Source organism: Burkholderia sp. LFS061 (assembly GCF_047978125.1).
GTDB lineage: Bacteria > Pseudomonadota > Gammaproteobacteria > Burkholderiales > Burkholderiaceae > Burkholderia > Burkholderia pyrrocinia_C.
Window position 1 is genome coordinate 49644 of sequence record NZ_JBFPFS010000038.1, and the last position, 26740, is coordinate 76383.

23 protein-coding genes, 1 tRNA gene and 2 pseudogenes are annotated in these 26740 nt (G+C 68.6%); 17 read left to right on the plus strand and 9 right to left on the minus strand.

Annotated features, from left to right (window positions below; translation table 11 throughout):
• Positions 1 to 6: 6 nt before the first annotated feature.
• The 3 genes from ACNQQL_RS27135 to ACNQQL_RS27145 all read right to left on the minus strand — a co-directional run bounded on the left by ACNQQL_RS27135 (position 7) and on the right by ACNQQL_RS27145 (position 2472).
• Entirely contained in the window at positions 7 to 129 is a 123-nt protein-coding gene (locus ACNQQL_RS27135) for a hypothetical protein (RefSeq protein WP_258281448.1), read from the minus strand.
• Positions 120 to 1352: an MFS transporter gene (locus ACNQQL_RS27140; RefSeq protein WP_347066989.1), complete on the minus strand. Its 1233-nt coding sequence runs from the start codon at positions 1350 to 1352 to the stop codon at positions 120 to 122. The genes ACNQQL_RS27135 and ACNQQL_RS27140 overlap by 10 nt, the downstream gene beginning before the upstream one ends.
• Before the next feature lie 178 nt (positions 1353 to 1530).
• Positions 1531 to 2472, minus strand: a complete 942-nt coding sequence (locus ACNQQL_RS27145) for a LysR substrate-binding domain-containing protein (protein WP_347066991.1) — start codon at positions 2470 to 2472, stop codon at positions 1531 to 1533.
• Positions 2473 to 2680: 208 nt separating this feature from the next.
• Between ACNQQL_RS27145 and ACNQQL_RS27150 the strand changes: the two genes are divergently transcribed.
• The gene (locus ACNQQL_RS27150; RefSeq protein WP_347066993.1) at positions 2681 to 3721 is read left to right on the plus strand and encodes an alpha/beta fold hydrolase; all 1041 of its coding nucleotides are present in this window, start codon (positions 2681 to 2683) and stop codon (positions 3719 to 3721) included.
• 183 nt (positions 3722 to 3904) lie between these two features.
• Complete coding sequence (locus tag ACNQQL_RS27155; RefSeq protein ID WP_347066995.1) at positions 3905 to 4660, plus strand: 4'-phosphopantetheinyl transferase family protein; 756 nt, start codon at positions 3905 to 3907, stop codon at positions 4658 to 4660.
• A 21-nt stretch (positions 4661 to 4681) separates the two neighbouring features.
• On the opposite strand, the gene ACNQQL_RS27160 is transcribed toward ACNQQL_RS27155, so the two are convergent.
• A complete protein-coding gene (locus tag ACNQQL_RS27160) occupies positions 4682 to 5602 on the minus strand; it encodes a glutamate/aspartate ABC transporter substrate-binding protein (protein ID WP_347066997.1) in 921 nt (306 codons plus the stop codon).
• A 214-nt stretch (positions 5603 to 5816) separates the two neighbouring features.
• Here ACNQQL_RS27160 and hutH point away from each other — a divergent pair, with 214 nt between their 5' ends.
• The 10 genes from hutH (at position 5817) to ACNQQL_RS27210 (ending at position 18348) form a co-directional block, all read left to right on the plus strand.
• Positions 5817 to 7340: a histidine ammonia-lyase gene (hutH, locus tag ACNQQL_RS27165; RefSeq protein WP_072436959.1), complete on the plus strand. Its 1524-nt coding sequence runs from the start codon at positions 5817 to 5819 to the stop codon at positions 7338 to 7340.
• Positions 7341 to 7344: 4 nt separating this feature from the next.
• Positions 7345 to 8040: a histidine utilization repressor gene (gene hutC / locus ACNQQL_RS27170; protein ID WP_072436960.1), complete on the plus strand. Its 696-nt coding sequence runs from the start codon at positions 7345 to 7347 to the stop codon at positions 8038 to 8040.
• 39 nt (positions 8041 to 8079) lie between these two features.
• Positions 8080 to 9768 (plus strand): urocanate hydratase, encoded by a 1689-nt coding sequence (gene hutU, locus ACNQQL_RS27175; protein WP_347067000.1) that lies wholly within the window; start codon positions 8080 to 8082, stop codon positions 9766 to 9768.
• Between the two features lie 2 nt (positions 9769 to 9770).
• Entirely contained in the window at positions 9771 to 10394 is a 624-nt protein-coding gene (locus ACNQQL_RS27180) for a HutD family protein (RefSeq protein WP_347067002.1), read from the plus strand.
• A gap of 4 nt (positions 10395 to 10398) precedes the next feature.
• Positions 10399 to 11622 (plus strand): imidazolonepropionase, encoded by a 1224-nt coding sequence (gene hutI, locus ACNQQL_RS27185; protein WP_347067004.1) that lies wholly within the window; start codon positions 10399 to 10401, stop codon positions 11620 to 11622.
• A gap of 153 nt (positions 11623 to 11775) precedes the next feature.
• Positions 11776 to 13152 carry a formimidoylglutamate deiminase gene (locus ACNQQL_RS27190; RefSeq protein WP_347067006.1) on the plus strand — a complete coding sequence of 459 codons (1377 nt, stop codon included), beginning with the start codon at positions 11776 to 11778 and terminating at the stop codon, positions 13150 to 13152.
• A gap of 59 nt (positions 13153 to 13211) precedes the next feature.
• Positions 13212 to 14009, plus strand: coding sequence for an N-formylglutamate deformylase (gene hutG, locus ACNQQL_RS27195; protein ID WP_347067008.1), 798 nt, complete (start codon positions 13212 to 13214; stop codon positions 14007 to 14009).
• 747 nt (positions 14010 to 14756) lie between these two features.
• On the plus strand, positions 14757 to 15563 hold the full coding sequence (locus ACNQQL_RS27200; protein WP_347067010.1) for a gamma-glutamyl-gamma-aminobutyrate hydrolase family protein: 807 nt from the start codon (positions 14757 to 14759) through the stop codon (positions 15561 to 15563).
• Between the two features lie 12 nt (positions 15564 to 15575).
• A complete protein-coding gene (locus ACNQQL_RS27205) occupies positions 15576 to 16913 on the plus strand; it encodes a glutamine synthetase family protein (protein ID WP_347067011.1) in 1338 nt (445 codons plus the stop codon).
• Positions 16914 to 16941: 28 nt separating this feature from the next.
• Positions 16942 to 18348 (plus strand): aspartate aminotransferase family protein, encoded by a 1407-nt coding sequence (locus ACNQQL_RS27210; RefSeq protein WP_347067013.1) that lies wholly within the window; start codon positions 16942 to 16944, stop codon positions 18346 to 18348.
• A 154-nt stretch (positions 18349 to 18502) separates the two neighbouring features.
• Here ACNQQL_RS27210 and ACNQQL_RS27215 read toward each other — a convergent pair.
• A tRNA-Val gene (locus tag ACNQQL_RS27215) sits at positions 18503 to 18577 on the minus strand.
• An 82-nt stretch (positions 18578 to 18659) separates the two neighbouring features.
• Positions 18660 to 18915: pseudogene (locus ACNQQL_RS27220) on the minus strand (Lrp/AsnC ligand binding domain-containing protein); the annotation flags it as partial.
• Between the two features lie 19 nt (positions 18916 to 18934).
• Between ACNQQL_RS27220 and ACNQQL_RS27225 the strand changes: the two are divergent.
• Positions 18935 to 19111: pseudogene (locus ACNQQL_RS27225) on the plus strand (amino acid permease); the annotation flags it as partial.
• A 53-nt stretch (positions 19112 to 19164) separates the two neighbouring features.
• Here the strand turns inward: ACNQQL_RS27225 and ACNQQL_RS27230 are convergent.
• Positions 19165 to 20067 (minus strand): LysR family transcriptional regulator, encoded by a 903-nt coding sequence (locus ACNQQL_RS27230; protein WP_347067015.1) that lies wholly within the window; start codon positions 20065 to 20067, stop codon positions 19165 to 19167.
• A 173-nt stretch (positions 20068 to 20240) separates the two neighbouring features.
• Here ACNQQL_RS27230 and ACNQQL_RS27235 point away from each other — a divergent pair, with 173 nt between their 5' ends.
• From ACNQQL_RS27235 to ACNQQL_RS27245, 3 genes are all read left to right on the plus strand, one after another.
• Positions 20241 to 21992, plus strand: coding sequence for an acyl-CoA dehydrogenase family protein (locus ACNQQL_RS27235; RefSeq protein WP_347067017.1), 1752 nt, complete (start codon positions 20241 to 20243; stop codon positions 21990 to 21992).
• Positions 21989 to 23197 (plus strand): CoA transferase, encoded by a 1209-nt coding sequence (locus tag ACNQQL_RS27240; protein WP_347067019.1) that lies wholly within the window; start codon positions 21989 to 21991, stop codon positions 23195 to 23197. The genes ACNQQL_RS27235 and ACNQQL_RS27240 overlap by 4 nt, the downstream gene beginning before the upstream one ends.
• A 102-nt stretch (positions 23198 to 23299) precedes the next feature.
• Complete coding sequence (locus ACNQQL_RS27245; RefSeq protein WP_347067021.1) at positions 23300 to 24712, plus strand: MFS transporter; 1413 nt, start codon at positions 23300 to 23302, stop codon at positions 24710 to 24712.
• A gap of 110 nt (positions 24713 to 24822) precedes the next feature.
• Here the strand turns inward: ACNQQL_RS27245 and ACNQQL_RS27250 are convergent, their stop codons facing one another.
• A complete protein-coding gene (locus tag ACNQQL_RS27250; protein ID WP_006478357.1) occupies positions 24823 to 25098 on the minus strand; it encodes an oxidative damage protection protein in 276 nt (91 codons plus the stop codon).
• A gap of 51 nt (positions 25099 to 25149) precedes the next feature.
• Positions 25150 to 26529, minus strand: a complete 1380-nt coding sequence (gene argA, locus ACNQQL_RS27255) for an amino-acid N-acetyltransferase (protein WP_072436978.1) — start codon at positions 26527 to 26529, stop codon at positions 25150 to 25152.
• A 23-nt stretch (positions 26530 to 26552) separates the two neighbouring features.
• Here argA and ACNQQL_RS27260 point away from each other — a divergent pair.
• A partial coding sequence (locus ACNQQL_RS27260; RefSeq protein ID WP_416392723.1) for a hypothetical protein occupies positions 26553 to 26740 on the plus strand: 188 nt, incomplete at its 3' end.

Below are 26740 nucleotides of genomic sequence, written 5' to 3' on the forward strand. Positions count from 1 at the left end.
GCCGCGTCAGTTGCAGAACGCGACGTGTTCGAGCAGCGCGTACGCGATACCCGAATCGAAGTAGGCCGCGCCGCACCATGCGACGAACGCGAGCATGCCGGCCGCCAGCGCCGCGCGGATCATGCCCATGCCGCGTTGCCCGATGCCGGGCGCGCGACGCGCGCGTCGTCGATCGGCAGGTGCAGAAGCGCCGCGAGCACGCCGAGCGCGATCGAACCGATCCATAGCGGCAGGTACGAATGCGTCGCGTCGTACACGATCGCACCGAGCCAGACGCCGAAGAAGCTGCCGAGCTGGTGCCCGAAGAACACGAAGCCGAACAGCGTCGCGATGTAGCGCACGCCGAACACCTGCGAGATCACGCCGTTCGTCAGCGGCACCGTGCCGAGCCACGTGAACCCCATCACGGCCGCGAACACATAGACGCTCGCGGGCGACAGCGGCACGGCGACGAACGCGGTCATCGCGAGCGCGCGCACGAGGTACAGCACCGACAGCACGTACTTGCGCCGCAGCAGCCCGCCGAGATGCCCGCACGCATAGGTGCCGGCCACGTTGGTCAGCGCGATCAGCGCGAGCGCGACGCTTGCGTGGCGCGCCGACAGCCCGTGGTCGAGCAGGTACGCGGGCAGGTGCGTCGCGATGAACGCGAGCTGGAAGCCGCACGCGAAGAAGCCCGCGTTCAGCAGCCAGAAGCCGCGATGCGCGAACGCCTCGCGCACCGCTTCGCCGATCGACTGGTCGGGGCCGGCGGCGGCGCCGGACGCTTGCGCGGGCCGGTCGCGCAGCAGCACGGCGAGCGGTGCTAGCAGCGCCGCGACGAGCGCCAGCGCGACGAACGCGTGCCGCCAGCCGATGCCGCCGATCAGTTCCTGCGCGACGGGCACCATGCAGAACTGGCCGAGCCCGCCGATCGCGCCGGCGACGCCGAGCGCCCAGCCGCGCCGGTCGGGCGGAAACAGGCGGCTCAGCGCGCCGTAGATCGATGCGAATGCCGAGCCCGACAGTGCGATGCCGATGACGAGCCCGGCGCCGACCGTGAACATGCCGGTCGATGCCGTGTGTGCCATCGTGACGAGCCCGGCTGTATACAGCAGCATCCCGGCGACGATCACGCGCACCGAGCCGAAGCGGTCGGCGACCATCCCCGTGAACGGCTGCGCGACGCCCCAGATCAGGTTCTGCAGCGCCAGTGCGAGCCCGAACGCTTCGCGCGACCAGCTATGCTCGAGCGATACGGGCGCGAGGAACAGGCCCTGTACATGGCGGATGCCGAGCGCGGCGCCCATGATCAGGCCGCCCGCCAGCACGGGCAGCCAGCGGCGTCGGACTTCCTGCTCGATCGGGGTCATGCGTGTCTCCGGATGCAGGCGCGCGGCGAAACGGCCGCGCTCGATTCGATTAGACGATCGGGCCCGGCGTCGCTCAAGCGATCATTCGGTCAGGTTGGCATGCGTGCGGGGAATGTGACGGAGTGCGGGGTGGCGGCGGCCGGCCGTGGTCACGGTCATTCGGAAAGCCTGCGCCGGCTTACGTCGACGCCATGTCGTGCGCGCGCATCGCGGTATCGCATTCGGCCGCTTCGGCGAGCATCCAGTCGCGCACGTCGGCGACTTCGCGGCGCGGTGCCGGATCGTGCTGGAACAGCCAGTAGCCGTACGCATCCGACGGCGCCTGCGTGTGCGGCCCGAGCACCGCGAGCCGCCCGTCCGCGAGCATCGGCGAGACCAGCGCGAGCCGGCCGAGCGCAACGCCCTGGCCCGCGATCGCGGCCTGGATCACCTGGTCGTACTGGTTGAAGCGCAGCACGCCTTTGGGGCGCGCGTCGCCGAGCCCGGCCGCGTGCAGGTGCGTGCGCCACTGCAATTGCGGTTGCGGCGGTCCGTCGAATTCGAGCAGCACGTGGTCGGCGATCGCGGCCGCGCTCGTGACCGGCCGCGCGGCGAGCGCGGGATGCGCGACCGGCATGACGATCTCGTCGAACAGGCGCAGCGCGCCGGCCGGCGCACGGTCACGCGGGCAATAGCGGATGCCGAGGTCGATGCCTTCGGTACGCAAATCGAGTACCTTGTCGTTCGCGGCGACGCGCAAGTCGATCTCCGGCAGGCGCGCCTGCAGCCGCCCGAGCCGCGGCAGCAGCCACAGCGCGGTGACGCCGATGCTCGCGGTGATCGTGACGGGCTGGCGTTCGCGTGCGGCGGCGAGCGACGCGACGGTGTCCTGCAGGCTGTGCAGCGCCGCATCCGCGACGCGGAACAGCCGTTCGCCTTCCGGCGTGAACGCGATCTTCCGGTAGCCGCGCTGCAGCAACGCGACGCCGAGATGCGCTTCGAGCGCATGCACCTGGCGGCTGACCGCCGACTGCGTGACGCACAGGTCCTGCGCGGCGAGCGTGATGCTCATGCGGCGGCCGACGGCGACGAAACCGCAGACCAGGTCGAGCGACGGGAGACGGACGAGAGGCGTTGACATGCGCGTGACTCATGCGAACGGAGCAGGAAGATTGGTTGAGAACGCGGCACGCGTCAAGTTCAATGGACGCTGACCGATGGGCGCGGGCGGTGGCTCGGAGCGTGAAGTACGGGGCCGGAGCGGGCGCTGAAGCGCTGACTCTGGCCGACCGCAAAGCATGTGGCCCGAGTAAGCGCTGTAGCGCTAACTGCGATCGACGGGAGACAGGATGACGATTTCGAACGAAGGAGACGGAGCGGCGCCGGGCAGTCGCGCGGCGGGCGCGTTGCCACCCGAGCCCGTGACGCTGCGTGCGGCCGACGGCTTTGAATTGCGCGGCCATGTGTGGCGCCATCGCGGCGGCGGTGCGGCGCGGCCCGTGACGGTCGTCAATTGTGCGACGTCGGTGCGCTGCGACTATTACTTCCGTTTCGCGGCCTGGTTGTTCGCGCAGGGGCGCGACGTGCTCGTCTACGACTATCGCGGCATCGGCGGGTCGCGCCCGGCGCGGCTCGCGAAGCTGCGCGCGAACTGGCTCGACTGGGGGCAGCTCGATTGCGAGGCCGCGCTGCAATACGCACGCGACGCGTTTCCGGGCCAGCCGATCGACGTCGTCGCGCACAGCATCGGCGGCTGCGTGCTCGGGCTCGCGGCGTCGAACGTGCACGTGCGGCATGCGGTGACCGTCGGCGCGCAGTATGCGTACTGGCGCGATTACCTGCCGGCCGAACGGCGGCGCATGTGGTGGAAGTGGCATGTCGCGATGCCGGCGCTCGCGGCCGTGTTCGGCTACGTGCCCGCGAAGCGGCTCGGCTGGATGGAGGACACGCCGCGCGGCATCGCGCTGTCGTGGGCGCGTTCGCGGCCGCGTTTCGAGGACGGCTACGTCGGCGGCCTGTTCGAGGAAGGTGCCGTGAGCCGTGCGGCGCTGCCCGCGCGCTTCGCGGGGCTGTCGGCACCGATGCTCGCGATCGGCGTCGACGACGACGCGTTCGGCACGATCGGCGCGATCGAGCGGCTGGTCGGTTACTACACGGGCAGCGATGTCACGCACCTGCGGATTGCGCCGGCCGACATCGGCGTCGACGCGATCGGCCATTTCGCGTTTTTCCACAGCCGCTTCACCGACACGCTGTGGCCCGTCGCGCTGCACTGGCTGCAACACGGCGTGCTGCCGGCCGATGCGCCGGGCAGCGTGCACGCGCTGCATCCGGCGTCGCGTGCGCGGGTGACGGGTAGCGGCGTGCCGGGCGTTGCCGCGAACGGGTGAAGCGGGGCGGCCGCGCAATGAGGTGCCTACGCGGCACGTTTCCGCGCGCGGCCTTCGAATGTCGTTCATGAAGCACCCGTCGTTCGATGCGGGCGCGGCAATCCGCGCACACGCCGGTTCGTGCGCCGGCGCGATCGATTAACATCTGACGTTTCATCCCACAGCACAGGTTGCCGCGTGCCGATGTCCATTCCGTCCGATTCCGCTTCCCCGGTCGACACACCCCGTGCGTGGCGCATGCATGCGCTCGACGTGCCGGACGCCGCGTCCCGCGCCGGCGTGCGGATCGCGCGCATCGATTTCGACTGGCGCGTGCCGCTGGCGTCGCCCGCGTATGCGGCGCTCAGCGATGACGAGCGTGCACGGGCCGCACGCTTCATGCGGCACGAGGATGCGGTGCGCAGCGCCGCGACGCGCGCCGCGCTGCGCGACGTGCTCGGCGCGGCCCTCGGTGTCGCGCCGCACGCGGTCACGATCGTCGTCGACGAAGCGGGGCGGCCGTCGCCGGACCCCGCGCATGGCACGACGCTCGATTTCAACGTGTCGCACGCGGGCGATCATGCGCTGCTCGCGTGGGTGCCCGCGGGCCGTGTCGGCGTCGACATCGAATTCTGCAGCCGCACGACCGACTGGCGTGCGCTGACGAGCGAAGTCTGCGCGCCGGCCGAGGCCGCGTATCTCGACGGCCTGCCGCCCGACGCGCGCGCACGCGAATTCATGCGAGTCTGGTCCGCGAAGGAGGCGCTGCTCAAGGCGCTCGGCACCGGCATTTCCGGCGGGCTGCGCGCGTTCGCGGTCATGCCGCCGCGCGATGCGGCGACACCGGCGACGACGATCGTCGAGCCGGCCGCGCCCGCCGCCGGCGTCGCGGCGTTCGACGCGGCGTGGGTCGACGCGGCGCCCGGCTACGCGGCATGCGTCGCGTGGACGCGCGCGTGAACCGGCGTCAACGAGCGGCGTTCATTCGAGCGGCGTGTCGTTCGGCGCCGCGTAGCGCGCCCTGATCACGTCGCTCATCGGGAAGTCGAACGACAGCCCCTTTGGCGGCACCGGCTTGATGAACCACTTGTCGTATAGCGCGTCGATCTCGCCGCGTTTCATCAGTTGCACGAGCACGCCGTCGACGAGCGCCTTGAACTGCGGATCGTCCTTGCGCAGCATGAACCCGTAGGCCTCCGACGATTGCGGCGTGCCGACGATCTGCCAGTCGGCCGGCTTCGCGGCGAGCTGGCGCACGCCCGCGAGCAGCACGTCGTCCATCATGTACGCGGCCGCGCGGCCCGATTCGAGCGTGAGGCGTCCTTCGCCGTAGTCCTTCGCGCTGATGATCTGCATGGTCATCTTCTTTTCCTCGTTCATCTTGCGCAGCAGGCGTTCGGACGTCGTGCCCTGGTTCGTCACGACCGTCTTGCCGGCGAGGTCGGGGAAGTCGCGGATGCCCGAGTTCGTGCGCGTGAGCAGGCGCGTCGTCGCGACGAAGAAGGTGGTCGAGAACGCGACCTGCGCGTGGCGCGCGGCCAGGTTCGTGGTCACGCCGCATTCGAGGTCGACGGTGCCGTTCTGCACGAGCGGGATGCGGTTCTGCGACGTGACCGGGATGAAGCGCACCTGCAGGTCGGGCTTGCCGGTGCGCGCCTTCACCGCGGCGATCACGCGGTCGCACAGGTCCTGCGAGAAGCCGATTACCTTGCCGCCCGCGTCGACATAGGAGAACGGCACCGACGTTTCGCGATGGCCGATCGAGATCAGGTTGCTCTGCCGGATCTTATCGAGCGTGCCCGACAGCGGTTCGGCGGCGAGCGACGCGCCGCACGCGAGCGTGCACGCGGCGACGAGCAGGCTGCGGCTGAACTGGGCGGCGAACCGCGGCGGGATGTTCATGACGGGTCTCCTTGGCGAATGGTGATTCGTATGTTGCCAAATAAAAAATAATTGCAACATCTGTTAATAGCTGGATTCCGCCGGCCGGTCCGGTGGGCCGCGCCGGACATCAGGGAAACTCCCAAGCCGAAATCGATGAAAAACGGGTTGTCTAGACAAGTTTGGCTGGATACACTTCAATCCATTCCGAACTTGTCTAGACAGGATTGCTCACATGATTACGTTGACCCCCGGCCACCTGACCCTTCCGCAACTGCGCCGGATCGCACGCGAATCCGTGCAACTGGCGCTCGACCCGGCCAGCTTCGCGAAGATCGACGCCGGCGCGAAGGCCGTCGCCGACATCGCCGCGAAGGGCGAGCCGGCCTACGGCATCAACACGGGCTTCGGCCGTCTGGCCAGCACGCACATCCCGCACGACCAGCTCGAACTGCTGCAGAAGAACCTCGTGCTGTCGCACGCGGTCGGCGTCGGCGAGCCGATGGCGCGTTCGTCGGTGCGCCTGCTGATGGCGCTGAAGCTGTCGAGCCTCGGCCGCGGCCACTCGGGCATCCGCCGCGAAGTGATGGACGCGCTGATCAAGCTGTTCAACGCGGACGTGCTGCCGCTGATCCCGGTGAAGGGCTCGGTCGGTGCATCGGGCGACCTCGCGCCGCTCGCGCACATGTCGGCCGTGCTGCTCGGCGTCGGCGAAGTGTTCATCCGCGGCGAGCGTGCCAGCGCGCTCGACGGTCTGCGCGTCGCGGGCCTCGCGCCGCTGACGCTGCAGGCGAAAGAAGGCCTCGCGCTGCTGAACGGCACGCAGGCCTCGACGGCGCTGGCGCTCGACAACATGTTCTCGATCGAAGACCTGTATCGCACCGCGCTCGTCGCGGGCGCGCTGTCGGTCGACGCGGCAGCCGGCTCGGTGAAGCCGTTCGACGCGCGCATCCACGAACTGCGCGGCCATCAAGGCCAGATCGACGCAGCCGCGTCCTACCGCGACCTGCTCGAAGGCTCGCCGATCAACCAGTCGCACCGCGACTGCGACAAGGTGCAGGATCCGTACAGCCTGCGCTGCCAGCCGCAGGTGATGGGCGCGTGCCTGGACCAGATGCGCCATGCGGCCGACGTGCTGCTGATCGAAGCAAACGCCGTGTCGGACAACCCGCTGATCTTCCCGGACACCGGCGAAGTGCTGTCGGGCGGCAATTTCCACGCCGAGCCCGTCGCGTTCGCGGCCGACAACCTCGCGCTCGCCGCAGCGGAAATCGGTGCGCTGGCCGAACGCCGCATCGCGCTGCTGATCGACGCGACGCTGTCGGGCCTGCCCCCGTTCCTCGTGAGGGACGGCGGCGTGAACTCGGGCTTCATGATCGCGCACGTGACGGCCGCCGCGCTGGCGTCGGAAAACAAGACGCTCGCACACCCGGCGTCGGTTGACTCGCTGCCGACTTCCGCGAACCAGGAAGACCACGTGTCGATGGCGACGTTCGCCGCACGCAAGCTCGCCGACATCGCGGACAACACGAAGCACATCCTCGCGATCGAACTGCTGGCCGCCGCCCAGGGCGTCGACCTGCGCGCGCCGTATCACACGAGCCCGAAGCTGGCACCGGCGATGGAAACGATCCGCGCGCACGTCGCGCACTACGAGCTGGACCACTACTTCGCGCCGGACATCGCGGCGATCGCGAAGCTGGTCGGCGAGCGCGCGTTCGCGAAGATCAGCCCGTTCTCGTTCGCATCGGAACAGTAAGCCGATGAGCGCGCCGGTCTACCAGGAGATCAAGGATTTCATCCTGGGCCGCATCCACGCCGGCGAGTGGGAGGAGGGCGACCAGGTGCCGTCCGAGAACGAGCTGGCACGCGAGTTCAAGGTTGCGCGCATGACCGTCAACCGCGCGCTGCGCGAGTTGACGGCCGAGCAGGTGCTCACGCGCATGAAGGGCGCGGGCACCTACGTCGCGCGGCCGAAGTACGAGTCGACGCTGGTGGCGATCCGCAGCATCTCGGAGGAGGTCGGCGCGCGCGGGCATGCGTATCGCGCGAGCGTGCTCGGCCTCGAGACGATCCGCGCCGACGACGCGCTCGCCGACGAGATGCAGGTGGCCGTGCGCACGAAGCTGTTTCATTCGCAGGTGCTGCACTTCGAGAACGACGAGCCGGTGCAGCTCGAAGAACGATGGGTGAATCCGGCGGTCGCGCCGGATTACGCCGAGCAGGATTTCACGAACACGACGCCGAACCTGTACCTGATGCGCGCGGCTCCGCTGCAGCGCGTCGAGTACCGGATCGAAGCGGCGGCCCCGGCGCCGGAGCGGCGCGAGCAGCTGCGGATGGACGACGTCGAGCCGTGTCTGGTTTTACATCGGCGCACCTGGTCGCAGGGCGTCGTCGCCTCGGTGGCGAATCTGTGGCATCCCGGCAGCCGTTATCGCTTCACCGGGCATTTCTGATTCCTATTTGATATTTATTTTCCTTCGGGAGCAGTCGTCATGAACCATCCGAAACACATCGATCCCCGTCTCGATCCGACGCGCACGATCCGCGCGCCGCGCGGCAGCGAGAAGACCTGCAAGACCTGGCTGGCCGAAGCGGCGTACCGGATGATCCAGAACAACCTGGATCCGGAAGTCGCCGAGCACCCGCACGCGCTCGTCGTGTACGGCGGCATCGGCCGTGCGGCGCGCAACTGGGAATGCTACGACCAGATCCTCGCGTCGCTGAAGGATCTCGAGGAGAACGAGACGCTGCTGATTCAATCGGGCAAGCCGGTCGGCGTGTTCCGCACGCACAAGGATGCGCCGCGCGTGCTGCTCGCGAACTCGAACCTCGTGCCGCACTGGGCGACGTGGGATCACTTCCACGAGCTCGACCGCAAGGGCCTGATGATGTACGGCCAGATGACGGCCGGCAGCTGGATCTACATCGGCAGCCAGGGCATCGTGCAGGGCACCTATGAAACGTTCTTCTCGGTCGCGAACCAGCACTTCAACGGCGATCCGTCGGGCCGCTGGATCCTGACGGGCGGCCTGGGCGGGATGGGCGGCGCGCAGCCGCTCGCCGCGACGATGGCCGGCTTCTCGATGATCGCGGTCGAATGCGACGAGACGCGCATCGACTTCCGCCTGAAGACCCGCTATGTCGACAAGAAGGCGACGACGCTCGACGAGGCGCTCGGCATGATCGACGAAGCGAAGCGCACGGGCAAGCCCGTGTCGATCGGCCTGCTCGGCAACGCGGCCGACGTGTTCGCGGAACTCGTCGAGCGCGGCATCACGCCGGACTGCGTGACCGACCAGACGAGCGCGCACGATCCGATCAACGGCTACCTGCCGCAGGGCTGGACCGTCGCGCAATGGCGCGAGGCGCAGAAGGTCGATCCGCAGAGCATCGTGAAGGTCGCGAAGCAGTCGATGGCCGTTCAGGTGCGCGCGATGCTGGCGCTGCAGGACCGCGGCGCGGCGACGCTCGACTACGGCAACAACATCCGCCAGATGGCGCTGGAAATGGGCGTCGAGAACGCGTTCGACTTCCCGGGCTTCGTGCCGGCGTACATCCGCCCGCTGTTCTGCGAAGGCAAGGGCCCGTTCCGCTGGGTCGCGCTGTCGGGCGATCCGGAGGACATCTACAAGACCGACCAGAAGGTGAAGGAGCTGATCCCCGACGATCCGCACCTGCACAACTGGCTTGACATGGCTCGAGAGCGCATCGCGTTCCAGGGCCTGCCGGCACGGATCTGCTGGGTTGGCGTGAAGGATCGCTATCGCCTCGGCCAGGCGTTCAACGAGATGGTGAAGAACGGCGAACTGAAGGCGCCGATCGTGATCGGCCGCGACCACCTCGACACGGGTTCGGTCGCAAGCCCGAACCGCGAGACGGAATCGATGAAGGACGGTTCGGACGCGGTCAGCGACTGGCCGCTGCTGAACGCACTGCTGAACACGGCAGGCGGCGCATCGTGGGTGTCGCTGCACCATGGCGGCGGTGTCGGCATGGGCTTCTCGCAGCACTCGGGCGTCGTGATCGTCGCCGACGGTACGGCTGAAGCGCGCGAGCGTCTCGGTCGCGTGCTGCTGAACGATCCGGCGACGGGCGTGATGCGCCATGCGGACGCCGGCTACGAACTCGCGCAGCAGACGGCCCGCGAAGCCGGCCTGAAGCTGCCGATGCTCGGCCGCTGAGCATGACGGCGCTCGACCAGGCGCCGGCAGACGCGACGCTGGCCGCCGCGCTGATTCGTGCAGCGGATCTCGTCGCGTCGCCGTGGAAGAACGGCGGCGGCGTGACGCGCGAGATCGGCGCATTCCCGCCCGGCGCCGCGCTCGACACGTTCGCGTGGCGCGTGAGCGTCGCGGACGTCGGTGCGGCCGGGCCGTTCTCGCGTTTCGACGGGATCGACCGCACGCTGGTGCTGCTGTCCGGCGCGGGCATGACGCTTGTCGAAGCGGGCGGTGCACGCCACGTGCTCGATACGCCGCTGGCGCGCGCGGATTTCGCGGGCGAGACGGCGATCGATGCGACGCTGCACGACGGCGCGACGCGCGACTTCAACCTGATGACGCGCCGTTCGGCCGCGCGCGGCGCGCTCGACGTATGGCGCGCAGGCGCGCACCGCATCGAGCGTGCCGATACGGTGCTGCTGTTTTGCGCGGCCGGTGCGGTCGGCGTCGAAATCGACGGCACGCGCCACGCACTGGAAGAAATGGACACGCTGCGGCTCGACGGGCCGCGGCGTGCGTTTGACGTCGTCGTGAGCGGGGGCGGCGCGCTGCTTGCCGTCTCGCTCGCCGTCGGCGAACGAGGCTGAACGCATGAAACCGACTGTCTGGCATCACCTGAGGCTGTGTCCGCACGGCCATCCCGACGAGACGATCGACGACGCGGCGATCGCCGTCGACGAAACCGGCACGATTGTCTGGCTCGGCGCGTTGTCCGCGCTGCCGCACGGTCATGCGCACTGGCAGCGCGAGAATCTGCACGGCGCGTGGGTGACGCCGGGCCTCGTCGACTGCCATACGCACCTCGTATATGGCGGCACGCGCGCCGACGAATTCGCGCAGCGCCTCGCGGGCGTCAGCTACGAGGAAATCGCGCGGCAGGGCGGCGGGATCGTGTCGACGGTGCGCGCGACGCGCGCGGCCGACGAGACGACGCTGTTCGTGCAGGCCGCCGCGCGCCTGCAGCCGCTGCTCGCCGAAGGCGTGACCGCGATCGAGATCAAGTCGGGCTACGGGCTCGACCTCGCGACCGAACGCAAGATGCTGCGCGTCGCGCGCCAGCTCGGCGAGCGCTTCCCGGTCACCGTCTACACGACCTTCCTCGGCGCGCATGCGCTGCCGCCCGAATACGCGGGCCGTGCGGATGCGTACATCGACGAAGTGTGCGAACGGATGCTGCCGGCGCTGGCCGACGAGGGGCTCGTCGACGCGGTGGACGTGTTCTGCGAACGCATCGGCTTTTCGCTCGCGCAGACCGAGCGCGTGTTCGAGGCCGCGACGCGGCGCGGGCTGCCGGTGAAGCTGCATGCGGAGCAACTGTCGAACGCGGGCGGCGCGGCACTCGCCGCGCGCTACCGCGCGCTGTCCGCCGACCACCTCGAATTTCTCGACGAGGCCGGCATCGAGGCGATGAAGGCGGCCGGTACGGTCGCCGTGCTGCTGCCCGGTGCGTACTACTTCATCCGCGAAACGCAAATGCCGCCGATCGAGCTGCTGCGCAAGCACGGCGTGCCGATCGCGCTCGCGACCGATCACAACCCCGGCACGTCGCCGCTCGAGTCGCTGCTGCTGACGTTGAACATGGGCTGCACGCTGTTCCGCATGACGGTGCCTGAGGTGCTGCAGGGTGTTACGCGCCATGCGGCCGCGGCGCTCGGCCGCGCGGATCGGCACGGTGCGCTCGAGGTAGGGCGTCAGGCCGACTTCGCCGCATGGTCGGTCGGGTCGCTGTCGGAGCTTGCCTATTGGATCGGCCGGCCGCTGTGCGAGCGGGTCGTGCGCGGCGGCGCGACCGTGTTTCGCCGGATGAACGGATAGATTTGCATGGGACCGGACCAAGCGCTGAAGCGTATTTCGGTCTGGTCGACTGCAACGGGGCACGCGCCAGCGCCGATGCGCCGGCACCTGACAACCGTGGAATGGGATCGGATCGAACGCTGGAGCGTCGATTCCGGTCAATGAGGACTCGCAATGACCGACACCATGTTGTTCGCGGACCATGCCTACCTGCCCGATGGCTGGCGCCGCAACGTGCTGCTGCGCTGGGACGCAGCCGGCACGCTGACTGAAGTGATGCCCTACACCGATGCACCGGCAGGCGTCGCGCGCGCGGCCGGGCCGGTGCTGCCCGGCATGCCGAACCTGCATTCGCACGCGTTCCAGCGCGCGATGGCAGGGCTCACCGAATACCGCGCGAATCCCGCCGACAGCTTCTGGAGCTGGCGCGACCTGATGTACCGTTTCGCACTGAAGATCACGCCCGACGCGCTCGCGGCGGTCGCGCGCTGGCTGTACGTCGAGATGCTCAAGTGCGGCTACACGTCGGTGTGCGAATTCCACTACGTGCATCACGCGCAGGACGGTTCGCGCTATCCGCAGATCGCGGAACTCGGCACGCGCGTGGTCGACGCCGCGCGCTCGGCCGGCATCGGCATCACGATGCTGCCCGTGTCGTACCAGTTCGCGGGCTTCGGCAACAAGCCGCCGCGCGACGACCAGCGCCGCTTCATCAACACGCCCGAAGGCCTGCTTGAACTGCTCGACGCCATGCGTCGCGCCGCGCCCGAGCACGGCGGGCTGCGCTACGGCGTCGCGCCGCACTCGCTGCGCGCGGTGTCCGAGAACGGGCTGCGCGCGCTGCTCGACGGGCTGCCCGACGACGCACCGGTGCATATCCATATCGCCGAGCAGACGGCCGAAGTCGACGACTGCGTTCGTACATACGGGGCGCGCCCCGTGCAATGGCTGCTCGATCGCTTCGACGTCGATGCGCGCTGGTGCCTCGTGCATGCGACGCACATCGACGCGGCCGAAACCGCAGCGCTCGCGAAGCGTCGTGCGGTCGCCGGCCTGTGCCTGACGACCGAAGCCAACCTCGGCGACGGTGTGTTCCCGGCCGTCGACTATCTCGCGCAGGGCGGCGTGATCGGCGTCGGCTCGGACAGCCACGCATCGGTCGACTGGCGTGCGGAACTGCGCCTGCTCGAATATGGGCAGCGGCTCGTGCACCGCGCGCGCAACGTGCTGGCGAGCGACACGCAGGCGCATGTCGCCGATCGCCTGTTCGATGCATCGCTCGCAGGCGGCGCGCAGGCCAGCGGGCGGCGCGTCGGTGCGCTGCGCGAAGGCTGCCGCGCCGACTGGCTCGTGCTCGATCCCGATCATCCGGCGATCGCCGAACACGGCAGCGCGTCCTGGCTGTCGGGCATCGTGTTTGCCGAGCACGGCGAGACGCCCGTGCTCGACGTCTACACGGGCGGCGAGCGCGTCGTGAGCGGCCGCCGCCATCGCGACGAAGCCGTCGCGTATGCAGACTACCGCGCCGCGCTGGCGCAACTGCTGCGCTGACGCGCGGCAACCGGCGCACGCCGCCCGCGTGCGCCGGCAGACTCTAACGGTGATGCGACATGACTGAACAACCGGCTGTAATTACGCTGAAGCAGGGCACGCTGCCGCTGCTGATCTCGATTCCGCACGCAGGCACGCACATCCCCGACGACATCGCCGCGACGATGACGCCCGATGCGCGCTTCGTCGACGATTGCGACTGGCATCTCGAGCGGCTGTACGGGTTCGCGGCGGGCCTCGGCGCATCGATCCTCGTGCCGTCGCATGCACGCTACGTCGTCGACCTGAACCGTCCGCCGGACAACGAGAACCTGTATCCGGGGCAGGACACGACGGGGCTCGTGCCGGTCGATACGTTCGACAAGGCGCCGCTGTATCCGGCGAACGCGCTGCCCGGCAACGACGAGATCATGCGTCGCCGCGACCGCTACTGGTGTCCGTATCACGACGCGCTGCAGGGCGAGGTCGCGCGCCTGAAGCGCGAGCACGGCCGCGTGCTCGTGTGGGAGGCGCATTCGATCCGCTCGCACGTGCCGCGCTTCTTCGAAGGCCGCCTGCCGGACTTCAACTTCGGCACGTCGGGCGGCGCGAGCGCAGTGCCGGGCCTCGCGGAGGCACTGGCCGAGCGCGTGCTCGCACATGGCGGTTATACGGCCGTCGCGAACGGGCGCTTCAAGGGCGGCTACATCACGCGTCACTACGGCGTGCCCGACACCGGTGTCGAAGCCGTGCAGCTCGAGCTGTCGCAGATCACCTACATGGAAGAGACGCGCCCCTACGCGTACGACGAAGCGCGTGCAGCGCGGATTGTGCCGCTGCTGCAGACGCTCGTCGAAACCGCGCTCGCGTATCGCTGAGCACGGGCCGCCCGCTTGCGGCGGCGCGGCGGAGCAGCGCGCGGCAGCCCGCCGGCGCGCAGTATGTGCGCCGACGCAATGCACAACACGGCATCGATCCCGGCGATCGATGCCGTTTTTTTGTCTGATCGATATCGTCATCGGGACCTGAAAATTTGACGCAATTTTTAGGTGATATAAGCTGAATGTCAGGAAGTCGTCTCGCGCGCGCAACGGCGGCGGAGCCATCGATCATGGCCGCACCGCGCCGGAATCCGTTACGAGGCACCTTTCCGACGTGTCGCCGCGCGGCATTGCCGCATGCGCTTCATCGCGCCACGTGTCCTGCATCCGTCAAGTCAGTCGAGTACGATCGTGAAAGCCGCCAGCCCTTCGATACGCCGGACCCGAAGTCCGTCGGCGGGCGCGCCGCCTCAGGCCGGGCCGATCCGGCATGCTGATCGCGGCACGCGTGCCGCCCCTTTACGCGAGCCTCGTTTCTTCGCTGTTTCCCATCGCGGCCTGCGCCGCTACAACCTCGTGACCGCGCACGTGTTCAGCGCGGTGCAGTGCGACGGCAGCGCATCGTTGTTGCCCTAGCGTCCTTTGCCGCTTTCGTCCCGGGCTGCATCGCCTGTTGCCGCATCGTCCGCGCGGCGGGATCACGCATGTCCATGCGTCGCGTCGTGGTGCGTGCGTGCGGCGCAACCGCGGACCCTTGTCGTCCCGCGCGCGAACGAGTTGCGCGCGATCACCGGAGAAGCGCCCATGCGTGCTCGCCCGATCGTAGCCGTCACCGCCGACCGCATCCTGCGCGGTGCGCACCCGAATCACACGGCGGGCGAGAAATACCTTGCCGCGCTCGTCGACGGCGCAGGCGCGCTTGCGTTCGTGCTGCCCGCGCTCGGCGCGCGCCAGCCGGCCGATGCGATTGTCGCGGTGGTCGACGGGCTGCTGTTTACCGGTAGCTATTCGAACGTCGAGCCGCATCATTACGGCGGCACTGCGAGCGCGCCCGACACGATGCACGATCCCGCGCGCGATGCGACCGCGCTGCCGCTGATCCGCGCGGCGATCGACGTGGGCGTGCCGGTGCTCGCGATCTGCCGCGGCATGCAGGAGCTGAACGTCGCGTACGGCGGCACACTGCATCAGCGGCTGCACGCGACGACCGGCTTCGACGACCATCGCGAGCGGGCGGCCGATCCGCTCGAACGACAGTATGGTCCCGCGCACGTCGTGCAGCTCACGCCGGGCGGCCTGCTGCAGCGGGTCGCGCGCGGCGCGCACGAGGCGACGGTCAATTCGCTGCACGACCAGGGGATCGCGCGTCTCGGTGCGGGGCTCGTCGTCGAAGCGAGCGCGCCCGACGGACTGGTCGAGGCCGTCAGCGTGCGCGGCGCGCGCGCGTTCGCGCTCGGCGTGCAGTGGCATCCCGAATGGCGTTTCGCGGAACAGCCGCTGTCGCGCGACATCTTCGCGGCATTCGGCGCGGCGTGCCGCGCGCGCATGACGCATCGCATTCATGCGGCCGGCAGCGCGACGCCGTCGCCGGCCGCATCCGACGTCGACTGAAAGAGGCCGATCATGCAACCCGAACTGAGCGAATTCCTGCGACAACACCGCATCACCGAGGTCGAGGCGATCATTCCCGACATGGCTGGCATCGCGCGCGGCAAGATCATCCCGCGCAACAAATTCGAATCCGGCGAATCGATGCGGCTGCCGCAGGCCGTGATGGTGCAGACCGTCACCGGCGACTATCCGGAGGACGGCTCGCTGACCGGCGTGACCGACCCCGACATGGTGTGCGTGCCCGATCCGTCGACGATCTGCCTGATTCCGTGGGCTGTCGATCCGACCGCGCAGGTGATCCACGACTGCGTGCATTTCGACGGCTCGCCCGTCGAGATCTCGCCGCGCTACGTGCTGCGCCGCGTGCTCGAGCTGTACAACGCGAAGGGCTGGAAGCCCGTGGTCGCACCGGAACTCGAGTTCTATCTGGTCGACATGAACGCCGATCCCGACCTGCCGCTGCGTCCGCCCGTCGGCCGCACGGGGCGTGCGGAGACCGGCCGTCAGTCGTATTCGATCGAGGCCGTCAACGAGTTCGATCCGCTGTTCGAGGACATCTACGAGTACTGCGAGATGCAGGGCCTCGATATCGAGACGCTGATCCACGAAGTCGGCGCCGCGCAGATGGAGATCAACTTCGTGCATGGTGACGCGCTGCCGCTGGCCGACCAGGTGTTCCTGTTCAAGCGCACGGTGCGCGAGGCCGCGCTGCGGCACAACATGTACGCGACGTTCATGGCCAAGCCGATGGAGGGCGAGCCCGGTTCCGCGATGCACATCCACCAGAGCCTTGCGGACGCGCGCACGGGGCGCAACCTGTTTGCCGACGAAGACGGCGCCGTGTCGCCGCTGTTCCACAGCTATCTCGCGGGTCTGCAGAAATACACGCCGGCGCTGATGCCGATCTTCGCGCCGTACATCAACTCGTATCGCCGCCTGTCGCGCTTCATGGCCGCGCCGATCAACGTGCAGTGGGGTTACGACAACCGCACGGTCGGCTTCCGCATCCCGCAGTCGAGCCCGGTGGCGCGACGCATCGAGAACCGGATTCCGGGCGTCGACTGCAACCCGTACCTTGCGTTCGCGGCGACGCTCGCCGCCGGTTATCTCGGCATGACGCAGCAGCTCGCGCCGACCGAGCCGATCGCATCGGACGGCTACGACCTGCCGTACCAGCTGCCGCGCAATCTCGAGGAGGGCATCTCGTTGATGGCCGCGTGCGAGCCGCTCGCCGGCATCCTCGGCGACAAGTTCGTGAAGGCCTATCTGGCGTTGAAGGAAACCGAATACGAAGCGTTCTTCCGCGTGATCAGCTCGTGGGAGCGCCGGCATCTGCTGCTGCACGTATGAGCGTGCGGCACTGCTTTACGGAGGGAACATGACCGACCGAAACGAAGCCGTTTCACCGCGACCGGCCGCGCACACGACCGCCGAATACCGCGCGCTCGACGCCGCGCACCATATCCACCCGTTCTCGGACATGGGCGCGCTGAACCGCGCGGGCAGCCGCGTGATCGTGAAGGCCGACGGCGTCTACCTGTGGGACTCGGACGGCAACAAGATCATCGACGGGATGGCCGGCCTCTGGTGCGTGAACGTCGGCTACGGCCGCAAGGAACTCGCCGATGCCGCGTATCGCCAGCTGCAGGAACTGCCGTTCTACAACACGTTCTTCAAGACGACGCACCCGCCGGTGATCGAACTGTCGGCAATGCTCGCGGAAGTAACGCCCGCCGGCTTCAACCACTTCTTCTATTGCAACAGCGGCTCGGAAGGCAACGACACCGTGCTGCGCCTCGTGCACCAATACTGGCGCGTGCAGGGCAAGCCGCAGAAGAAATACGTGATCTCGCGCAAGAACGGCTACCACGGCTCGACGATCGCGGGCGGCACACTCGGCGGGATGGGCTACATGCACGAGCAGATGCCGTCGAAGGTCGAGCACATCGTGCATATCGATCAGCCATATTTCTTCGGCGAAGCGCAGCCGGGCGAAACGCCCGAAGCGTTCGGCCTCGCGCGTGCGCAGCAGCTCGAAGCGAAGATTCTCGAACTCGGCGCGGAGAACGTCGCGGCGTTCATCGGCGAGCCGTTCCAGGGCGCGGGCGGCGTGATCTTCCCGCCGTCGACGTACTGGCCGGAAATCCAGCGGATCTGCCGCAAGTACGACATCCTGCTGGTCGCCGACGAAGTGATCGGCGGCTTCGGCCGCACCGGCGAATGGTTCGCACACCAGCACTTCGGCTTCGAGCCGGACCTGATCACGATGGCGAAGGGCCTCACGTCGGGTTATGTGCCGATGGGCGCGGTCGGGATCCACGAGCGGGTTGCACGCCCGATCATCGACAACGGCGAATTCAATCACGGCTTCACGTACTCGGGCCACCCGGTCGCCGCGGCCGTCGCGGTCGCGAACCTGAAGCTGCTGCGCGATGAAGGGATCGTCGAGCGCGTGAAGAGCGACATCGGGCCGTATTTCCAGCGCCGGCTGCGCGACGCGCTGGGCGACCATCCGATCGTCGGGGAGATTGCGGGAACGGGGCTGGTCGCGGGCGTTCAGCTTGCGCGCGACCGCGGCCGGCGTGAGCGATTCGGCGCGGACGTCGATATCGGCACGATCTGCCGCGACTTCTGCTTCAACGGCAACCTGATCATGCGCGCGACGGGCGACCGGATGCTGCTGTCGCCGCCGCTCGTGATCCGCGACGCGGAGGTCGACGAGATCGTCGACAAGGCGACGCGCGCGTTCGACGCGACAGCGGAGCGGGTGGCGCGCGCGCGGTAAGCCGGCGCCATATGGATGCGGTGCCGCGTCGGCACCGCTGGCCGGATACACGCGATTCGACAAGCGCGACGAATCCGGCAAAAGGTGATGCCGTACAAGCACGACACCAAAACGAAAAGGGCCTGCGTCGTGAGACGCAGGCCCTTGAATTCTTTGGTGGGCGGTACTGGGATCGAACCAGTGACCCCTGCCGTGTGAAGGCAGTGCTCTACCGCTGAGCTAACCGCCCAAAGAAGCTGAAATTATGTCAGAGCTTTTGGGGTTCGTAAAGCCCTTTCTGCAAATTTTTTTCAGGCCCGCGCAACGATCGGTCAGCCGGCCGTCGACGGCTCGACGAGATCGAGGATCGAACCGTCGCGCTTGAGCGTCGCGAGCACGATGCTCGAATTGATCGAGCATCACGCCCGCCGCGCGGTGCAGCCGGTTGATCACGAAGTCCGAGTAGTGATCGAGGTCGCGCGCGCGAACCGTCAGCACGTAGTTCGATCCGCCCGTCACGATCTGCGCCGCGATGACTTCCGGCCACTGCTGGATCGCCTCGACGAACCGGTCGTGCCACTCGGGCACTCCGGCCGCATCGACACCGCTCGGCCTGCCGGCGCCCGCGTTCCGGATGCGCGGTTTTCCGCTGCTGACGCTGCTCGGCGGGGGCCCGATGCTCGCGGTGATGGTGACGACCTACTGCACGGCCGAATTCCACATGACACTGATCTTCGGCATTCCGTTCCTGGTTGCGTTGCCGGTCGTGTACGCGGTGTGGTAGCGGCGCGCGCGGCCAGTGCTGCGGCCCGAAGCGAAGTAGCGGCGGCGTCCCGCTCAACCCGCGAGCGCGGGTAGCGCGTCGATCGATGCGAGCACGTAGTCGGCGAAGCGCAGCGCCACCGGTTCGGCGGTGCCGCTGCGCTTCAGCGCGAGCGTGTGCGATTCGAGCGACGCGTCCTTCAGCGGCCGGAATGCGAGCCGGTCGCTTTTCACCTGCTGCAGCACGCGCGGCACCAGCGCGATGCCCATCCCGAACTCGATCATCGACAGGATCGTCTGCCACAGCCGCGCCTCGTGGCGGATCAGCGGGCTGAATCCGGCGTTCACGCACTGCGCGATGATCAGGTCGTGATAATGCGGCGCGGCGTCGCGCGGGAACAGGATGAACGGTTCCGCCGCGAGCGCGGCGAGCGCGACCTGCCTGCGGCGCGCAAGCGGATGCGCGGCCGGCAGGCAGCATACGAACGGCTCCGCATAGACGGGCGCCGATTCGACCTCGGGCGGGAAGTGACCCCAGTGCGCATAACCGAGATCGATCTGGCCGCGCTGGATCGCCTGCACTTGCGCGTGCGTGTTCATCTCGCTCAGCACGACCTCGACGCCCGGGTAGTCGGCTTCGAAGCGCCGCACCGCATCGGGCAGCCCGCGATACAGCATCGAATGGACGAAGCCGATCCGCAGCCGGCCCGCGAGGCCCGACGCGGAGCGCACCGTCAGGCGCTCGGCCTCGGCCGCCTGCAGCAGCAGCCGGCGCGCTTCGCCGAGCAGCACCTCGCCCGCGTTGGTCAGCGCGACGGTCTTGTTGGTGCGCGAGAAAAGCTGCACGCCGAGCGCTTCCTCGAACTTGCGGATGTCGAAACTCAGTGCCGGCTGCGAGATGAACAGGCGCTTCGCCGCGCGCCCGAAATGCAGTTCCTCGGCGACTGCCACGAAGTAGCGCAACTGCCTCAGTTCCATGGTGTCTCCTCCCGGCGTCGGCATCGATAAGCGATATCTATCGTACCGGATAAATCCTGTATTGGACGCTTATCGATCGCGCGCCTACGCTCTGCGGAAGCCTTTGCACAGGATCGGCCGGGCGCCGCGGCGCCAGCCACGGCCGATGAGCCGGCAACCCAGGAGACGCACGCATGAACGACACCGCCCGCACGCCGGATACCGGCGCATCCAACATCCCCGACAGCCGGGGCATCGATTTCTTCGCCGCCGATCCCGATCTCGGCGCGTTGCTGAAGCTGCATCTCGGCGACGCGCTTTATGCCGAACTCGAACCGCAGCTCCGTGCGCTCGGCGCGCGCGTGTCGGGCGAACTCGACGAATGGGCGTCGCGCGCGGACAAGCACCCGCCCGTGCTCGAGCACCGCAACCGGCGCGGCGAGGCCGTGCAGCGGATCGACAAGGATCCCGCGTATGTCGCGCTCGAACGCGTCGCGTATTCGGAGCTCGGGCTCGCGTCGCTGAGCCACCGGTCCGAATCCGTGCCGCCGCTCGTCAAGTACGCGCTGACGTTCCTGTTCGTGCAGGCGGAATTCGGGCTGTGCTGCCCGGTCAGCATGACCGATTCGCTGACGCGCACGCTGCGCCGCTTCGGCGATCCGGCGCTCGTCGCGCGTTACCTGCCGATGCTCGCGTCGCGCGACTTCGACACGCTGTACCAGGGCGCGATGTTCATGACCGAGCAGGCGGCCGGCTCCGACGTCGGCCGCATCGCGACGCGCGCGTCGCGCGAGACCGACGCGCACGGCGAGACCGTCTGGCGCCTGACGGGCGACAAGTGGTTCTGCTCGAACGCGGATGCCGATCTCGCGATGGTGCTCGCGCGGCCCGACGGCGCACCGGACGGCATCAAGGGTCTCGCGCTGTTCCTGCTGCCGAAGACGCTGCCGGACGGCACGCGCAACCGTTACCGGATCGTGCGCTTGAAGGACAAGCTCGGCAGCCGGTCGATGGCGAGCGGCGAGATCGCGCTCGAAGGCGCGCAGGCCTACCTGATCGGCGAGATCGGCCGCGGTTTCCACCAGATGGCCGACATGATCAACATGTCGCGATTGTCGAACGGCGTGCGCGCGGCCGGGCTGATGCGGCGCGCGCTGAACGAGGCGCTGCACGTTGCCGCGCATCGCGAAGCGTTCGGTCGCAAGCTGATCGAGATGCCGCTGATGCAGCGCCAGTTGATGAAGATGCTGCTGCCGGCCGAGGCCGCGCGCGCAATGTTCATGCAGATCGCGCTGCTGCTGCCGCAGGCCGATGCGGGCGACGAGCAGGCCGCGCGCTGCGTGCGGATCCTGACGCCGCTGATCAAGTTCCGTGCGTGCCGCGATGCGCGCCGCGTGGCGGGCGATGCGATGGAAGTGCGCGGCGGCACCGGCTACATCGAGGAATGGAGCGACGCGCGGATCGTGCGCGATGCGCACCTCGGCTCGATCTGGGAGGGCACGAGCAACATCGTCGCGCTCGACGTCGCGCGGGCCGCGCAGCGCGAGCACGCGCTCGACGCGCTGCGCGCGCTCCTCGGCGACCGGCTCGGCGCGGCGCCGCTGCCGGACGCGAGCCGCGAGGCGCTGCGGCGCGTTCTCGCGCGCGCATGCGATGCGCTCGCGCGGGTCGCGGCCGAAGGCGACGATTCGCGCGTGCGGCAGGCCGCATCCGCGCTGTACTACACGAGCGCGGCCGTGCTGATGGCCTGCGAGGGCGTGCGGCTCGCGCCGGATTTCCGGCGCCTCGCGCTCGCGCACCTGGTCGTGCGCCACAAGTTGCTGCCGGTCGATCCGTTCGCGCCGGCGTCGCGCGACGACGAATCGGCCGCATTCGACGCGCTGCTGCGCGGCACGCCGATCGCGCTCGACACGGCGCTCGACCTGCTGCCGGAGGTCGAACGATGAACGCGACGCGAGGCGCACTGGACGGCCTGAAGGTCGTCGACCTGAGCCGCGTGCTCGGCGGCCCGTACTGCACGCAGGCGCTGGCCGACCACGGCGCGACGGTGGTCAAGATCGAGCCGCCGGCCGGCGACGAGACGCGCGGCTGGGGGCCGCCATTCCTCGGCGATACCGCGTGGTATTTCATGGGCGTCAACCGCAACAAGGAAGGGCTCGCGCTCGACCTGTCGCGCGACGAAGGACGCGCGATCCTGTGGCGCCTGCTCGAAGACGCCGACGTGCTCGTCGAGAACTTCAAGCCCGGCACGCTCGCGCGCTGGGGGATGGACTATGCGCGCGACCTGCAGCCGCGCTTTCCGCGCTTGATCCATTGCGCGGTGACAGGCTTCGGCGCGGACGGTCCGCTCGGCGGGCTGCCCGGCTACGACGCGGTGATCCAGGCGATGGCGGGGCTGATGAGCGTCAACGGCGAGCGCGACGGCGACGCGACGCGCATAGGCTTGCCGATCGTCGACATGGTCACGGGGCTCAACGCGCTCGCGGGCATCCTGCTGGCGCTCGCGGAGCGCGAGAAGAGCGGGCGCGGGCAGTCGATCGACATCGCGCTGTACGACTGCGGCGTGTCGCTGCTGCATCCGCACCTGCCGAACTTCTTCGGCTCGGGGCGCGTGCCGGCGCGCAGCGGCAACGCGCATCCGAACATCGCGCCGTACGACAGCTATCGCACGGCGACCGTGCCGATCTTTCTCGCGGTCGGCAACGACCGGCAGTTCGCGCGGCTCGTCGCGCATCTCGGCGCGCCGGCACTCGCGGGCGATCCGCGCTTCGTCGACAACCGCAGCCGCTGCGCGCACCGGCCCGAGCTGAAGGCCGAACTGGAAGCGCGGCTCGCCGCGCACGCGTGCGAGCCGCTCGCGCGCGACCTGATGGCGGCCGGCGTGCCGTGCGGGCCGGTGCGAACGGTGGCCGACGTCGCGCACGATCCGCATGCGCTGCACCGGAACCTGTTCGTCGAGATCGGCGCGTATCGCGGCACCGCGTCGCCGATGAAGCTGTCGCGCACGCCGGCCACCTATCGAACGCCGCCGCCCGCGCTCGGCCGCGACACGCGCGCGGTGCTCGATCGGCTCGGCGTCGATCGCGCGCTGCAGCAGCAACTGCTCGAGGCCGGCGTGCTGAAAACGGCACCCGGCCAGGCGCCCGACTAGGCGCCGCCGACCGACACAACGCCGCCGGCCGGCGGCGCAATGCCGGCCACCCGGGAAAGGCGCGCGGCAGTCGCGCCCCCGAACACAAACCTGGAGACATCGATGAGCCGTCCGCAATCCCAGCCCGCCGTTCAGCCGCGGCCCGGCCGCGCCGCCTTCGCGGCGTTCGTCGGCACCACGATCGAGTGGTACGACTTCTACATCTACGGCACGGCCGCGGCGCTCGTGTTCGGCAAGGTGTTCTTTTCGAGCACGATGGACCCCGGCGTCGCGACGCTCCTCGCGTTCGTCACGTTCTGGGCCGGCTTCGCCGCGCGGCCGCTCGGCGGGATCGTGTTCGGGCATCTCGGCGATCGCGTCGGCCGCAAGACCGCGCTCGTGATCACGCTGGTGATGATGGGCCTCGCGACGACCGGCATCGGCCTGCTGCCCGGCTATGCGCAGGTCGGCGTATGGGCACCGGCCGGCCTCGTCGTGCTGCGCGTGCTGCAGGGCATCGCGGTCGGCGGCGAGTGGGGCGGCGCGGTGCTGATCGCGAGCGAGAACGCGCCGAAGCACCGCAGCATCCTGTACGCGGCGTTCGCGCAGCAGGGTTCGCCCACCGGCAACCTGCTCGCGACGGCCGCGTTCTTCGCGCTGAGCGCGCTGCCGACGCCGTCCTTCCTGATGTGGGGCTGGCGCATTCCGTTCCTGCTGTCGGCGGTGCTCGTGATCATCGGCATGGTGATCCGGCTGAAGCTCGAGGAATCGGCCGACATGCAGCGCGTGCTCGCGCGCAAGCGCACGGTGAAGCTGCCGCTGCGCGACGTCGTGCGCGATCACTGGGTGGTCGTGCTGCTCGCGGCCGGCACGCTGCCGGTGATCAACGTCACGTATTTCCGCAGCACGTTCGCGCTGTCGTGGGCGACGAAGGAGCTCGGCTACGCGCAGGGCACGTTCCTCGGCATCCTGTCGATTTCGCTCGTCGTGCAGTTCCTGATGCAGCCGGTCGGCGCGTGGTTCGTGTCGAAGATCGACATGCGTCGTGCGATGTGCTGGATCCTGATTCCGGAAATCGTGCTGATGCCCGTGATGTTCCATGCGCTCGCGACACGCTCGTACTGGGTGGCGGTCGCGGGCATGTGCATCTCGACGATTCCGTCCGCGATGTTCTACGGCGCGGTCGGCGGCGTGCTCGCGCGCGTGTTTCCGGCGAACATCCGCTACACGGGCCTGTCGCTCGCGTATCAACTGAGCGCGCTCGTCGTCGGCGGCGGCACGCCCGTGCTCGCGCAGGCGATTCTCAACGCGACGGGCAGCATCGTCGGCGTCGCGGTCGCGTCGGGTCTTTACGCGCTCGTGTCGCTCGCCTGCATGCTGGCGCTGCTGAACCGCACCGGGTATCGCGCGGACGAGCTGTCGACCGCCGAGCGCAGCGATGCGGCCGAATGGGGTACCGAAGGCGGAAGCGCCGAAAGCGCGAGCGGCGGGCCGCAGCAGCCGGGAGATGGCGGCGCGCTGAAACCGGCCGGTTGAGTCGCGTCGATCGCGTAACCCCAAAAGGAAAACGGCACCGTGCGATACACAGTGCCGTCTTTTTTTCGGATCAGGCGGCCGGCAGGCTGCCGATTCCGCGTGTCACGTCATCAGCCTTCCGTCGGCGGCACGTAGCCGGACGCCTGGTCCGCGCCGTCGCCGAAGAAGTACTTCTCGGTCTGCTTCATCAGGTACTGGCGTGCCCGCGGGTCGGCCATGTTCAGGCGGTTTTCGTTGATCAGCATCGTCTGCTGCTTGAGCCAGCCCTGCCAGGCTTCCTTCGAGACGCTTTCATAGATGCGCTTGCCGAGTTCGCCCGGCAGCGGCGGGAAATCGAGACCTTCGGCTTCCTTGCCGAGCTTCGCGCATTGAATCATACGGGCCATCGTGTACTTCTCCTGTAATCGGACTGGGGGAGGGCGGGCGTCTTGCGCCGCTCAGAGCTGTTTCATCAGCACGAGCGACTTGCGCTGCCAGTTATAGAGTTTGCGGCGGTCTTCCGGCAGGTCGTCGACGCTGACCTTGACGAAGCCGCGCTTGAGAAACCAGTGCTCGGTGCGCGTCGTGAGCACGAAGATGTGCGTGAGGCCGCGCGCGCGCGCGCGCTGCTCAATGCGCTTGAGCAGGCGTTCGCCGTCGCCCGAGCCCTGCGCTTCCGGTGCGACCGTCAGGCACGCCATCTCGCCGATCTTCTCCTGCTGATACGGATACAGCGCCGCGCAGCCGAACAGCACGCCATCGTGCTCGATCACCGAGAAGTGGTCGATGTCGCGTTCGATCTGGTGACGGCCGCGCCGCACCAGCGTGCCGTCCGTCTCGAGCGGCTCGATCAGCGACAGGATGCCGCCGACGTCGTCCGGTGTCGCTTCGCGCAGGCTTTCGAGGTTCTCGTACGAGATCATCGTGCCGACGCCGTCGTGCAGGAACAGTTCGAGCAGCATGCTGCCGTCGAGCGATTGCGGAATCAGGTGCGCACGCGTCACGCCGCCGCGGCATGCGCGGATCGAGTGCTTCAGGAAGAACGCGTCGTCGCCCTGGATGTTGCCGGAATCGAGCAGCTCCGCCGCCGCGTCGAGCGACATTTCGCGGATCAGCCCGCCTTCGTCGTCGACGATGCCGGGGCCGTCGGTCAGGAACACGATCTTGTCGGCGCGCAGCGCGATCGCGGCAGCCGACGCGACGTCTTCCATCGATAGGTTGAACGCCTCGCCGGTCGGCGAGAAACCGAGCGGCGACAGCAGCACGAGCTTGCGGCTCGCGAGCGAATGGCGGATCGATTCGGCGTCGATCTTGCGCACGATGCCCGTATGCGCGAAATCGACCCCGTCGAGAATCCCCACCGGCCGCGCGGTCACGAAGTTGCCCGACACGACGCTGATGTGCGCATGCGCCATCGGCGAGTTCGGCAGACCCTGGCTGATCGCGGCCTCGATGTCGAGACGCACTTCGCCGGCCGCTTCCTTCGCGGATTCGAGCGCGCGCGCATCGGTGATGCGCAGGCCGTGCGAAAACTCGGATTCGACACCGTGCAGGCTCAGCTGCTCCTCGACCTGCGGGCGCGAGCCGTGCACGAGCACGATCTGGATGCCCATCGCCTGCAGCAGCGCGATGTCGGACACGAGCGCGTTCAGCAGCCCCTGCTGCACCACCTCGCCGCCGAACCCCACGACGAACGTGCTGTTGCGGAACTTGTGGATATAGGGCGCGACGGAGCGCATCCAGTCGACGAACTGCGCGTGGCTGGCGGCCGAATCGTCGGCGGCCGGCGGCGTCGCGGCGCCGGTCTGGGCGGGAGGGAGGTCGGTTTGGGAATTCATGGGCGGGATTATAATGCGCCCCCATGTCGAATGTACCTAAAAGTCCCGCGCCGACGCGGGCCAAAGCGCCGTCGGCCCGGCACCCGGATGGTGCGGCCGATGCGCGCGAGCAGCAGGGCCGGCCGCCGCGCCAGCAGCAGGAAAAGCAGGCAGGCCAACCGTCGCGCGGGCCGCGCGGCGACGAACGCCGCGGCGATGCGCGCCAGCCGGC